The sequence below is a fragment of the Trebonia sp. genome, from assembly GCF_030042015.1.
Taxonomy (GTDB): domain Bacteria; phylum Actinomycetota; class Actinomycetes; order Streptosporangiales; family Streptosporangiaceae; genus Trebonia.
Genome location: NZ_JASIAL010000518.1, coordinates 1 through 12439, shown reverse-complemented (window position 1 = coordinate 12439; position 12439 = coordinate 1). Strand labels below are relative to the sequence as shown.

13 protein-coding genes and 1 pseudogene are annotated in these 12439 nt (G+C 71.2%); 6 read left to right on the top strand and 8 right to left on the bottom strand.

Annotation, left to right across the window (positions count from 1 at the left end; all coding sequences use genetic code 11):
- Positions 1–242 precede the first annotated feature (242 nt).
- Complete coding sequence (locus tag Q1N79_RS27735) at positions 243–878, bottom strand: hypothetical protein (protein WP_300614000.1); 636 nt, start codon at positions 876–878, stop codon at positions 243–245.
- A 585-nt stretch (positions 879–1463) separates the two neighbouring features.
- On the opposite strand from Q1N79_RS27735, the gene Q1N79_RS27730 reads away from it, so the two are divergent.
- Together Q1N79_RS27730 and Q1N79_RS27725 are read left to right on the top strand one after the other, a co-directional pair.
- Complete coding sequence (locus tag Q1N79_RS27730; RefSeq protein WP_300613999.1) at positions 1464–2843, top strand: aldose epimerase family protein; 1380 nt, start codon at positions 1464–1466, stop codon at positions 2841–2843.
- Between the two features lie 217 nt (positions 2844–3060).
- Positions 3061–3639 carry a hypothetical protein gene (locus Q1N79_RS27725; RefSeq protein ID WP_300613998.1) on the top strand — a complete coding sequence of 193 codons (579 nt, stop codon included), beginning with the start codon at positions 3061–3063 and terminating at the stop codon, positions 3637–3639.
- Here Q1N79_RS27725 and add read toward each other — a convergent pair.
- Both add and Q1N79_RS27715 read right to left on the bottom strand, forming a co-directional pair.
- A complete protein-coding gene (add, locus tag Q1N79_RS27720) occupies positions 3606–4664 on the bottom strand; it encodes an adenosine deaminase (RefSeq protein WP_300613997.1) in 1059 nt (352 codons plus the stop codon). The genes Q1N79_RS27725 and add overlap by 34 nt on opposite strands.
- Before the next feature lie 42 nt (positions 4665–4706).
- On the bottom strand, positions 4707–5312 hold the full coding sequence (locus Q1N79_RS27715) for an HhH-GPD-type base excision DNA repair protein (protein WP_300614001.1): 606 nt from the start codon (positions 5310–5312) through the stop codon (positions 4707–4709).
- Between the two features lie 75 nt (positions 5313–5387).
- On the opposite strand from Q1N79_RS27715, the gene Q1N79_RS27710 reads away from it, so the two are divergent.
- Complete coding sequence (locus Q1N79_RS27710; protein ID WP_300613996.1) at positions 5388–5579, top strand: hypothetical protein; 192 nt, start codon at positions 5388–5390, stop codon at positions 5577–5579.
- A 4-nt stretch (positions 5580–5583) separates the two neighbouring features.
- Here the strand turns inward: Q1N79_RS27710 and Q1N79_RS27705 are convergent, their stop codons facing one another.
- The gene (locus Q1N79_RS27705) at positions 5584–6411 is read right to left on the bottom strand and encodes a M55 family metallopeptidase (RefSeq protein WP_300613995.1); all 828 of its coding nucleotides are present in this window, start codon (positions 6409–6411) and stop codon (positions 5584–5586) included.
- Between the two features lie 56 nt (positions 6412–6467).
- Between Q1N79_RS27705 and Q1N79_RS27700 the strand changes: the two genes are divergently transcribed.
- Positions 6468–6971: a VOC family protein gene (locus Q1N79_RS27700; protein ID WP_300613994.1), complete on the top strand. Its 504-nt coding sequence runs from the start codon at positions 6468–6470 to the stop codon at positions 6969–6971.
- A 10-nt stretch (positions 6972–6981) separates the two neighbouring features.
- Here the strand turns inward: Q1N79_RS27700 and Q1N79_RS27695 are convergent, their stop codons facing one another.
- From Q1N79_RS27695 to Q1N79_RS27680, 4 genes are all read right to left on the bottom strand, one after another.
- Complete coding sequence (locus Q1N79_RS27695; RefSeq protein WP_300613993.1) at positions 6982–7401, bottom strand: hypothetical protein; 420 nt, start codon at positions 7399–7401, stop codon at positions 6982–6984.
- 645 nt (positions 7402–8046) lie between these two features.
- Positions 8047–8814 carry an SAM-dependent methyltransferase gene (locus tag Q1N79_RS27690; RefSeq protein ID WP_300613992.1) on the bottom strand — a complete coding sequence of 256 codons (768 nt, stop codon included), beginning with the start codon at positions 8812–8814 and terminating at the stop codon, positions 8047–8049.
- A 6-nt stretch (positions 8815–8820) separates the two neighbouring features.
- Entirely contained in the window at positions 8821–9564 is a 744-nt protein-coding gene (locus Q1N79_RS27685) for a response regulator transcription factor (RefSeq protein WP_300613991.1), read from the bottom strand.
- On the bottom strand, positions 9561–10865 hold the full coding sequence (locus Q1N79_RS27680) for a histidine kinase (RefSeq protein ID WP_300613990.1): 1305 nt from the start codon (positions 10863–10865) through the stop codon (positions 9561–9563). Before Q1N79_RS27680 ends, Q1N79_RS27685 begins: the two co-directional genes overlap by 4 nt.
- 132 nt (positions 10866–10997) lie before the next feature.
- Here Q1N79_RS27680 and Q1N79_RS27675 point away from each other — a divergent pair.
- A pseudogene (locus Q1N79_RS27675) lies at positions 10998–11636 on the top strand (ABC transporter ATP-binding protein); the annotation flags it as partial.
- Positions 11637–11700: 64 nt separating this feature from the next.
- On the top strand, positions 11701–12439 hold a 739-nt coding region (locus Q1N79_RS27670; protein ID WP_300613989.1), incomplete at its 3' end, for an ABC transporter permease.

The window sequence follows — 12439 nt, the reverse complement described above, 5'->3', positions numbered from 1 at the left end:
ATCGCGAGCACGACCAGCAGGGCCAGCGGAAGCAGGCGGGCGAACTGCTGCCGGGCTGTCATCGCGTCGCGCTCCTCACCGGTCCTGGCGCGGAATGGGGGCTCATTTGGGCAAAACCATACCCGGCGGCCGCGCGGGCGCCGCAATGTGGCGGGCGCCGATAATCCGCGTGCGTTCCTGTGCGGACTCCCGCCACCCGCCCGCCACCCGCCCGCAGACCGCCCGCCACCCGCGCGTCGCCCCTATCCGATCTCGTCCGCGGTCCACGCCATGCCCTCGACGGTGCTGAGCACCTCAGGACTGAGCAATTGCAGCAGCGGGGCCGCGGCGTCCTTGAGCCGCTGCACCGCGTCGTCGAATTCGGCGTCAGGCGGGGGGCTCGGGGGGCTCGGGGCGCCCGCGTGTGCCGTGCCGTGCAGCGTCGTGAGCGTGCGCGCCAGCACGCCGCCGAGGAACTGCGCCTGTTCCAGGAAGCGCCGCGAGACCGGGTCATCGATGAGCACGGGCGCGCCGACCAGCAACATGATCATGTAGGTCCTGAACTCATCGGAATCGGAATCGGAATCGGAGTCGCGGTCGCCGGAACCGTGCGCCAGCGCCGACACGGCCCTGGCGGCCCGGGCGGCCTGGGCCACCATGATGGTCGCCTGGGCCGCGACCGCCTGGCCGCGCTCCCGCGACTGCCGCCTCCTGAGCAGCTGGTTCACCACGAGGACCGTGACAAGCAGCACGAGCAGCCCCGACACCGTGTCTGTCGTCAGCGAGTGGGCCGACCACCACCGCCGCTGCGCGGCGTCGGTCAGCTCGCCGGCCACGAGCGCCAGCGTGACCAGCATCGCCAGGGCGGCGGCCGGCCATCCGGTCCAGTGTTTGGCCACCACACGACTGTACGGCCGTGCCGCCGGCCGCAGCCGTCGGCTCGGCGCTGAACCGCGGCGTTTCCCGCGCCGGCCACCCCGCGGCCCCCGCGGCCCCAGCAGCCGCCATCGCTGTCAGCGGGCCCAGGGGCCGCGCCACTTCGGCGGCCGGGCCTCCGCCCGTCACACGGGTGCCTGCCCATGCCCCGCGGGCCGGGCATAGCCATTTAACGGGAAAGATCCGACCGGTCCTGACCGGGTCTTTCTTTCCCGTTATCCGCCGCGACCGCGCCGGCCCCGGCGCGGTCCGCCCTGCGCCGCGACGTTTCGCTCCAGGGCCCGCTGTCCGGAGCTGAAATTAACGACCGTGCCGGGGAAGCGGCCGGTCAGGCGCCTGTCCCCGTGCGGGCGACGCCCGTCAATCAAGGCAATTGCGCAACCAATGTGTCAAAATTGCCAAAAGCAAAATCTTTATGCCTGATTCTCGCATAAATATTTAGGGGATTTGTTCAGCAGGGCGTTATGATCTCGTTTTCATTGCTCATAATCCCTCACGAGGCCAGCGCCGGCCGCGCGGCCGGCTCCAGGCCAGCGAAGGGAGCTTTCATGCGTACTGAGGGCAGACACCGATATCTGCGGGCCGTGACCCGGACCCGCATCCTGGCCAGGGCGGGGATAAGCGCCGCGGCAGTAGCGGCGCTCGCGCTCGGCGGGGTGCTCGCCGCCGCCAGGGCGCCGGCCGCCTCGCATGCCGTGAGCAACGGAGCGGGTGGCCAGCTGTCGATCACCAAGGAGTATTTCGGCAGCACGGTGGAGCCGTACACCGGCAAGCTCACCCCCACGTACCGGTACACGATGACCAACGCCCAGGGCGTGACGATTCAGCTGCTCTCCTACGGCGCCACCACCCAGGCGATCTACGTCCCCGGCAGCGACGGCCAGGTGGCGGACGTCGTGCTCGGATTCGCGACCCTCGCCGACTACGTGGCCGAGAACAGCCCGCCGGTGACCGCCAACGGCGGCCCGTACTTCGGCGAGACGATCGGCCGCTACGCCAACCGGATCGCCGGCGGCACCTTCCAGCTCATGCAGCCCGACGGCAAGGTGCACACCTACACGGTCGCACTGAACAACGGGCCGAACAGCCTGCACGGCGGGCTGGTCGGCTTCGGCAGCCACGTCTGGTCGCAGGTCGGCGGCCTCATCACCACGAACGACGAGGTGGGCGTCACCCTCCAGCTCGTCAGCCCGAACGGCGACGGCGCCGCGCCGAACACGAGCCCCGGCTGCACGAGCTTCCCGCAGGGCTGCACCGGCTATCCCGCCCAGATCACCGTCGACGTCACGTTCACGCTGAGCAACGCGGGGCAGTACGGCATCCACTACGTGGTGCACAACGACTCGCCCAACCTGAACACCGTGGTCAACCTGACCAACCACAGCTACTTCAACCTGGCGGGCGAGGCATCAGGCAGCGCCGCCAGCCAGGTGGTCTCCATCAACGCCGACGACTACACGCCGGTCGACGCCACCTCGATCCCGCTCGGCACCGAGGTCCCTGTCGCCGGCACGCCGTTCGACTTCCTGCGGCCGCGCACGATCGCGTCCGGGATCGACGACTGCACCCAGCCCAGCTCCCAGGCCTGCCAGCAGCTCCTCATCGGCCATGGATACGACCACAACTGGGTGCTCAACACCACCGGTCCCCAGCTCGACGGGCTCACCCTGGCCGCCACCGCCTACGATCCGGTCAGCGGCCGGCACCTGACCGTCTGGACCGACCAGCCGGGCATCCAGTTCTACACCAGCAACTTCCTCGACGGCACGCTCATCGGCATCAGCGGCCACCTCTACCGCCAGACGCAGGCGTACGCGTTCGAGACAGAGGACTTCCCGAACGCGCCGAACCAGCCCAACTTCCCGTCGGCCGAGCTGTTCGCCGGCCAGACGATGACCACGACGACGATCTTCGCGTTCTCGTCCTGATCCGGGCCGGCCAGCCCGATGTGTCCCGGGTTCGCGTCGTGACGGCGTGACGGCTGCGCGACCCGGGACACATCGATAACCATTTCTCACCCGGGACGGATGATGACCCGGCGGCCGGGCGCATGCTGCGGTTGAGCCGACGGCCAGCTCCGGGGGAAACCGCTCCTGGCGGCCAGCATGACCTCCGCCTGGCATCCAGCGATCCAGGGAGGTTGTCATGACCCAGCGCAGCGGGGAGCGCGGTGAGCATGGCCTCGCGACACGAGCAAGACAGCGGCTCGTCCGCCTGCTGGTGGTCGCGGTGGCGGTCACCGGGCTCATGGGGCTCGGGCTGAGCCAGGCCAGCGCCGCCCCGGCGCCGGCTGCCCGGGCGCCGGCCGCCACGGCGTCCCTGGCCAGGGTGGCCGCGGCGAACCCGCAGAAGATTCCATTTACGTGGACGACTCCGTGCGATCAGATCCCTGCCTCTCAGATCCACTTCGGCTCGTACTGCACGCAGCTCGGGACCCCGTGGACAGCGACAGGACTCCTGCAGAGCACTACGCAGGCGGTCTGGTGCTGGCCCGGCTTTAACAAGGTAGACACCTGGACGGTGGCCGGGACCGGTCGTCGCACCGACGCCGCGACCCCCCTGCTCAAGTTCACGAGCAATGTCAATCCGCCGTACACCACAGACTGGGTCGAAGGCGAACTCATCACGATCACCAACGATTCGATCAAGAACCCGCAGACGTACACGCCCGCACTGGACTGCTATGACAATTACATCCCGCCCACCCCGAAGCCGGGTTCCTGAGCCGGCCCGGCGACGCCGGCTATCTCCGCGATGAGCTCCTCCTTGGCGTCCTGCTCGAGGAACGACGCCCGCACCGCGTTGCCGGCCAGGGCGGCGAGCGAGGCGGCCGAGAGCCCGAACACCCGGGCCGCCACCAGGTACTCGTTGCTCAGCGAGGTGCCGAACATCGGCGGGTCATCGCTGTTCAGCGTGACGTACAGGCCCTCGGCGAGCATCCGCGGCAGCGGGTGCTCGCCGAGCGACGCCACGCACCGGGTGCACACGTTGGAGGTCGGGGAGACGTCCACAGGCAGTTGGGTCTCCCGCAGGTAAGCGACAAGCCGCGGGTCGGCAAGCGAGTTGATCCCGTGCCCGATCCGTTCGGCGTGCAGGAACTCGATCGCCTCCCAGACGGTCTCCGGCCCGGTGGTCTCGCCGGCGTGCGGCACGCAGTGCAGCCCCGCCGCGGCCGCCGCGCCGAACACGTCCCTGATCACGTCCGTATGCGGCGCCCGTTCCGCCTCGATGCCGCCGATCCCGATACCGATCAGCGCCTGCGGCGGCGCGGTCAGCGCGTGCTCGAGCGTGGGCACCGCGTCCTGGTCGGCGGTCTGCCCGGGGAAATCGAAGATGTAGGCGATCCGCACGCCACAGGCGGACAGCGCGTCCCGCGCGCCCGCGTCGAGCGCCTCGCTAATCACCGCCGGCGGCATGCCGGCCCGCCGGAAGGGGTACGGCGCGACCTGCATCTCGACGTACCTGACCTGCTGCACGGCCAGGTCCCGCGCCACCCCGCGCACCAGGTCCGCGATGTCCTCAGGCTCGGTGAGCAGCGCGCTCACGGCCTTGTAGACCGCGATGAAGTGCGGGAAGTCGCGGAACGCGTAGAACTCGCGCAGCCCCTCCTCGGTGCGCGGCACCGGGCTTTCCGGGTGCCGGCGCGCCAGCTCGAGCACGGACGCCGCCGACGCCGAGCCGACCAGGTGGACGTGCAGTTCCACCTTCGGCAGCCGCGCTATGAACGACTCGATCCCGATCCCTGACATACAGGGATTATCCCGAACGAACGCGCGCTGTCTGCCCCCTCATCACGCGGGCGCTAACCGGCGTAACCGGGCCTGCCGCGGCGAGCCGGCCGAGGCCGCCGCCCCGGCCGCCTTCAGCCCCTTCTTGTAGGACCGGACCTGCCCGAGCGACTCCTCGTCGCAGATGTCGGCCACGGACAGGAACGACCCGTCAGCGCCGAAGGATCCCGCCGCCTCCCGCCAGCCCGGCGGCCGCACGCCGAGCTGCTTGCCGAGCAGCGCGACGAAGATCTTCGCCTTCTGCTCGCCGAAGCCTGGCAGCGCCGACACCCGCGCGAGCAGCTCCGCGCCAGAGCCGGCCGTCAGCCACACGGCGGCGGGGTCGCCGCCGTACCCGGTCACGATGAGCCGCGCGAGCTCCTGCACCCGCGCGGCCATCGCCTTCGGGAACCGGTGCAGCGCCGGGCGCTGCGCGAAGACGGCCGCCAGCTCGCCGGGGTCGAACGCGGCGAGTTCCTCCGCGGTCGGCTCGTGCCCGAGCCGCTGGGCCAGGTCGTAGGGCGCGCTGAACGCCCGTTCCAGCGGGACCTGCTGATCGAGTAGCATCGCGATTAGCAGTGCCAGCGCGCTGCGCGTAAGGAGTTCGTTAGCCTCTGCGCCGACGGGCATGGAAATCGGCACGACAGTCCTCCACGGAGATAAGCTGAAAGTGGCTGGAGAGCAGCCGGGATGGATGGAGTCATCATGACACCGCACATGAAGTGGTCGATCGCGGGGATCGTCCTTGGGCTGATCCTGCTGATCGTCTTCCCGTGGTATGTGACAGCAGGGATCGTCGTGCTCGCGATCGGGATCCCCACAGCTGCGTACTTCATGCTCGACCCGTCCCAGCGCCGCAGGTACCGCGAGATCCGCCGCCGCCGGGCGATCCGCTGACCAGCTAGCGCCCTTCGGCCACCCGGGTGATGTAGGTGATCCCGACGAACGACCGGTAAACGGCCAGCGGGTCGTCCCCCTCGATCCGCACCTTCCGTGTGCCCGTCCGCTGCGCGCCTTTCACCCAGCTCGCCACCTCCGCCATGTCGGCGGTCTGCATGTGGACGTCGAGCCGGGCGGGCAGCGCGATGTCCGGCAGCGGCACCGAGCGCGCCCGCTGCACCGCCGCCAGCGCCGCGCCCGCGATCTTGTCACGCGCGTCCAGCGGGTGCAGCTGCGCCGCGGCGAACCGGGTGATCGACTCCTTCACCACCGCCCGCTCGGCGTCCTTGAAGAACGGATCGCCCTCGGTGACCGTCTGCTGGTCGCCGGTGATCAGCACGACCGGCGCCCCGCACGCGAGCGCGACGAGCCCGTTGATCCCGCTCTCACCGCACGGCACGCCGTTGAGCTCGACCTGCGACACGACCGATGGGTTGTACGTGTGCGAGAGCACCGAGCTCGTCCCTGAGATCGACCCGTGGTAGCCGACGAAGAACACGGCGTCCACGCTGGCGTCCATGCCCTCCATCATGTACAGCGGCTTGTGCCGCCCGGCGACGTACACCGCCCGCCCGTGCAGCTCGGCGGCGTTGAGGTTGTTCATCGTCCCGTGCGAGTCGTTGACCACGACCTCGGTCGCCCCGCCAAGCAGCGCCCCGTCGATGGCGGCGTTCACCTCGCCGAGCAGCAGCGCGCGCCCCTCCTCGTACGGCTGGCCAGGCCCCCTGCACTGGGCCCAGTCAACGATCCCGGCGACCCCCTCCATATCGAAGGAAATAAAGATCTTCATAAAATCCATTATCCCGAACGAGCAGTGCCGACTCTTCAGCCGATCAGGAGCTCTCCATGCCAGTACGCCGCCTGAACCACGCGGTGTTGTATGTGAACGGTCTCAAACGCGAGGTCGAGTTCTACACGCAGACCCTCGGCTTCGAGGTCCGGATGGAGATCCCTGGCCGCGCCGCGTTCCTGCGGTCCCCCGGCTCGGTCAACGATCACGACCTCGGGCTGTTCGACATCGGGGCGGGCCGGGCGACCGGCGGGCCGCAGGTGGGGCTGTACCACCTGGCTTGGGAGGTCGGCACGCTGGCCGAGCTGGTGGAAGCGCGCGAGAAGCTGCGCGCAGCGGGAGCGCTGGTGGGGGAGAGCGACCACCGGCTGTCCAAGTCGCTGTACGCGAAGGACCCGAGCGGCATCGAGTTCGAGGTCATGTGGCGAGTGCCGGTCGAGGACTGGGACAGCGAACTCGCCCAGGGCGAGGCCTACACCGTGCCGCTCGACTGGGACCGCACGCTGACCCGCTGGGACGCCGGCCGCGAGACCGGCTCGGCCGCGGGCTCGCCCACCTGACAGGCGTCAGCTAGCGCTTGCCCGCGAGGGCGTCGGCGTCCGAGCGCGCCAGCGCGGCGTCAAGGACGGCGTACTCGGCCTCCTGCACGGCGGCGATGGCGAAGTTGATCGCGTCCTGCGCGTCGCCCTCGGCGATCTCGGCCTTAAGCTCGGCCTTGCGGACGTCACGCTCAGCCTTCATGTCGGCGGTCCGCTGGTGCAGCTGCGCGACGTGCGACTGCCATCTGTCCTGGATGGCCTGCCAGTTCGCGGCGGCCTTGTCCTTGGACTGCGCCGCCTTCGTCTTGATCTGATCGGCCTGCTGCTCAGCCTTGTTCTGGGCCTGCTCCACCTGGGCCTGCAGCTGGTCCCTGCCCTTGCCCATCGTGGCCTTGATCTGGGCCTGGGCTTCGTTGACCTTGTCCGTGAGCTGGCTGAAATCGGCTGCCATCTGGCATTCCCCCCGAATGTCGGCGGCCCGGGCCCGGCCGAACTGCCGCACCCGCGGCCCGGGCCCGGCCGAACTGCCGCACCCGCGGCCTGCGCCGGGCCGAACTGCCGCACCCGCGGCCTGCGCCGGGCCCGCTGCCTGGTTGCGACTGCTTAACTTCCCATCTGGCCACACGCTAACCACACGCCCCAGGCGCCCCGCTCCCCGGCGGCCCCCGGCCCTCCCCGGAAGCCGGCCTTTTGATGGCGGGGCCCCCAGCGCCAATAGGCTTGCAATCTCGGGAAGTTAAGGGGCTGCGTCGCCGCTCCCTCGGGTGCATGTCACCTGGTCAGGTGATGTGGGTGTGAGCAGTGCGGCAAGGGCGCGGCAGGCTGGCCGGGGCGCGGGCGGCTGGCCGGCGGCGGTCTCAGATAGTGGGACGGCATCGGGAACTTAGGACCCGGGCCGCAGGTTTATTGCCCGTTTTATACCGATTTCCGGATGCCGCTCGGCTCCTATCTTGGCCAGCGCCCGCGCACCGCGCCCGGTATCGGTGGTTTGTCCGCCGGCAGGCTGGGCGGCTTAAGTTCGTGGCATTGCAAACCTATTGGTGGTGGGGCCCACACCACCAATAACGGAGCGAACCCGGGCTGAGAATCGGTCGGGCTAAGGAGTGGGCGGGCCGGTGGCACGGGCGGTCAGCAGGCCCGCGGCCCGCAGCCGGTCGCGGGCCTCGATCACCCGCCATCCCTGCCCGGCGAGCAGCCGGGCCGCCTCCTGCGGGACGAGCACCGAGCGGGCCGGCTCCCCCAGCGCGGCGACCGACGCCCGGAAGCGCTCGCGGGCCTGGCCCTGCGCCGACGCCAGCGACACGCTGATGGCGAGCACGCTGCCGTCCACGGTGGCCGCGCGGAACTGCCCGAGGACCCGCTCAAGGACGTCCGTGTCCAGGTACACGGCGACGCCTTCGAGCAGGAACAAGGCGGGGCTGCGCGGGTCCAGGCCCGCCGCGGCCAGCAGGCCGGCGACCGGCGCCCGCGCGAAGTCCGCCGCGACGAACCGGACGTGCCGCGCGTCGATGCCGAGGCGGGCGATCCGCGCCAGCTTGTCCGCCTGGGTCGCGGGGTGGTCCACCTCGAACCAGCGCACCCCGGGTTTGGCGTACCGGAACGCGCGGCCGTCGTACCCGGCGGCGCCGACCACGACCTGCGCGACGCCGCGCTCGATCGAGCGCACGACCACGTGGTCGAAGAACGCCGTGCGTCCGCGCAGGTAGTCGTGCATCCGGGTGTGCGGCGCCGCGAGCCCGTCCGTGACGTCCCTGGCGAGCGCGACGTCGGCGTCCGGGTCACCGTACGGCGTTTCGGCGCGCGCGAAGTCCAGCCGGTGCGCCGCGACACTGCGGGCGGTGCGCGAGGCGGTGCCCTCGTCCATCAGGCTTCACTGCCCGGGGGCGACCAGGCCGGACTCATAGGCGAGCACGACAGCCTGCGCCCGGTCGCGCAGCGCAAGCTTCATGAGGATGCGGCCGACGTGGGTCTTTGTGGTCTGTTCCGCGATGACCAGCGAGGCGCTGATCTCCGCGTTGGACATGCCGCGCGCGATGAGCGTGAGCACTTCGAGTTCGCGCGGGGTGAGTTCGGCCAGCGGCTGGCGTTGTCGCGCGGCGGGGCCGGCCGTGCCGGCTGCGCCGATGGTGCCGATGGGGCCGGCCGTGCCGGCGGTGCCCGCGCGCGGGCCGTGGCGGCCTGCGAAGTCGGCGATCAGCCGCCTGGTCACCGACGGCGCGAGCAGCGCGTCGCCGGCGGCGACCACCCGGACCGCGTGCACGAGCTCGGCGGCCGGGGCGTCCTTGAGCAGGAACCCGCTCGCCCCCGCCCGCAGCGCCTCGTAGACGTACTCGTCGAGGTCGAACGTGGTCAGCATCAGCACGCGCGGCGGGTTCCTGGCGTTCCCGAGCAGCTCACGGATGGCCTGCAAGCCGTCCATGACAGGCATCCGGACGTCCATCAGCACCACGTCGGGCCTGGTGCGCCTGGCGAGTTCGACGGCTTCTGCGCCGTCGGCGGCCAGCGCGGCGACCGTGATCTGCGGCTGTGCCGCAAGCAGCGCGCCGAACCCCTCACGGACCATCGCCTGGTCATCGGCGATCAGGCAGCTGATCGGCGCCGCTTCTGGTGTCACTGGGGCGTGCCCGCCGGCTGCGGCCTGCCCGCAGGGAGGGGCGTGCCCGCAGGCAGCACCGCGCGGACCGCGAACCCGCCGTCCGCCTCCGGCCCGGCGTCCAGCGACCCGCCGAGCAGCACCACCCGCTCCCGCATCCCGGCGAGCCCGTGCCCGGTCCCGTCCGTCTTCGGCTGGCGCGCCGTGGCCGGCCCGCTCATTATCTTCAGCAGAACGGACCGTGGCTCCTGCTCGACCACCACGCTGACTGGGGCGCCAGGGGCGTGCCTGGCGGCGTTGGACAGCGATTCCTGCACGATCCGGTAGGCGGTGAGCCCGACGCCAGGCAGCAGCGGCCGCCTCTTGCTGTTATCAGGCATGGTCAGCGTGACCGCGGCGCCAGCGCGGCGAGCCGCGTCGACCAGGTGCGGGACGTCTTCGAGCCGTGGCTGCGGCATTAGTTCGGCAGCGCCGCGGCGGGCTGGGTCGCCGGCTTGGGCTGGGTCGCCGGCTTGGCCGGCGTCGTCGCTGCGCAGCACGCCGAGGAGCCCGCGCATGTCGGTGAGGGCCTCGCGGGCCGCGCCGCTCAGCGCGGCGAATTCCGCCTTCACCGGCTCGGGCAGGTCCGCCCCGCCGGGCGCGGCGGCCAGCCGGTACGGCGCGGTCTCCGCCTGGACCGCGATCATCGACATGTGGTGCGCCACCACGTCGTGCAGTTCGCGCGCGATCCTGGCCCGCTCTTGCAGGACGGCACTGCGCTCGCGCTCGCGCTCGGCGTTCTCGGTCTGCCTGGCGAGCGCGCGCCGGTCCCGCCGCCAGTTAGCGATCGCCTGCAGCGCGGTCGCGAGCACCACGAGCCCGGCGGTGAGCCGGGCCGGGTACGTCCAGTCCGGGCCGGTCCACAGCCAGACCGGGACCAGCGTCAGGGCGGCCATCCACCACAGGGCCGGGCTCGCATAGCGCAGCCCGGCCACGACATAGACGATGGCCAGCACGCCGTAGAAGCCCGGGTCCGCGCGGGTCTGGCCGGGAATCAGCGGCGCGACCAGCACCACGACGAAGGCGAGACGCCAGGCGAGCAGCGCCCGCCGCGGCGCCAGCGGCAGCGCCGCCGAGACGGCGAACGCGACGGCGAGCCAGCCGGCGTCGCTTGGCTGCAGACCGGTCCGCCCGCCGCGGCCCACGGTCACCGCCGCCAGCGCCGACGCGGCCAGCAGCGCGAAGGCCAGCCAGCTCAGCAGCACCGCTGTTCGCCGGGCCGCCGCCGAACGCCATTCGGGCACCCGGTCACGGCCGGCGAGCACTTGGACTAGCGCGTCCACATCCCTAGGTTAGGCCGCGGCGCGGGGATCTGGCGTCCCGCTAGCGGCGTCATACCTGGGTACGACCGCCGTGCCTGGAGATGGCTCCTGGCGGCGATGCCGGTCGCGCCGGGTGTTCGTAGCGTCGTGGCCATGATCTGCGCACAGGGCCTCACCAAACGCTACGGCCGCACGGTCGCCGTCGACGATGTGACCTTCGAGGTCCATCCGGGCATCGTGACCGGTTTTCTTGGGCCGAACGGCTCGGGCAAGTCCACAACGATGCGCCTGATCATGGGCCTGGACGCGCCGACGCGCGGCGAGGCGCTCATCGACGGGGCGCCATACCACGCGCTGCGCTGGCCGCTGCGGTCGGTCGGGGCGGTGCTTGAGACGCGGGGATTCCACCCCGGCCGCCGCGCGCATGCGCATCTGGCGGCGCTCGCCGCGGGCGGCGGCATCCCGCCGCGGCGCGTCGAAGAGGTGCTCGGCCTTGCCGGGCTGAGCGATGTGGCCTCGCGGCGGGCCGGGACGTTCTCGCTCGGCATGGCACAGCGGCTTTCGGTCGCGGCCGCCTTGCTCGGCGACCCTGGCGTGCTGCTGCTCGACGAGCCGGTGAACGGCCTTGATCCGTCGGGAGTCCGGTGGATCAGGGACCTGATGAGATCGCTGGCCGCGCAGGGCCGGACGGTGTTCGTCTCCAGCCACCTGATCAGCGAGCTGGCGGTGACCGCCGACCGGCTGGTCGTCATCAGCCGCGGGCGGGTGGTCGCGGACACCACCGTGCGGGAGCTGAGCGGCCGGGCCGGCGGTTCGCTCGAAGAGGCGTTCTTCGGCCTGACGACGGAGTTCCCCGATGGACGGTTACCGGTTCCCGGACGCGGCCCGGATGGAATGGATCAAGCTGCGCACGCTGCGCTCGACGACCTGGGTGCTTGGCGGCGGGATGCTCGCGACGGTCGCGCTCGGCGTGGTCGCCGGATTCAACACCCGCAGCGTGACCGGCGACCCGACCAGCAACGTGCTCGCGGGCGTCGTGTTCGGCCAGGTCATCACCGGCGTGCTCGGCGTGCTGACGATGACGGGCGAATACTCGACCGGCCTGATCAAGGTCACGCTGGCCGCGATCCCGCGGCGGCCGCTTGTGCTGGGCGCGAAGGCCTGCGTGTACGCGACGGTGGTCCTGGCCCTCGGGGAGATCACGACGTTCTTGTCGTTCCTGCTGGGCATCGCCGCGCTGCGGCCTGCGGTGCCGCACCCGGCGCTCAGCCAGGGCCCAGTGCTGCGGGCGGTGCTGATGACCGGCGCGTACCTCGCGCTGATCGGCCTGACCGGACTCGGCATCGGCGCCATCGTCCGGCACGGTGCCGCCGCGGTCGCCACGCTGGTCGGCGGCCTGTTCGTGCTGCCGGCCGTCGCCGGAGCGGCAGGGGCGGCAGGGCGCGGCATCGGCAGGTTCACGCCCGAGCTGATCGCGGGCAACTCCCTGGCCGCGGTCAAGCCGGTCCCCGGGTTCACCTGGTCGCCGTGGCTTGAGCTCGCGATCGTGGCGTTGTACCCCGCGGTGCTGCTCGCGGCCGGCTGCTGGCTGCTCG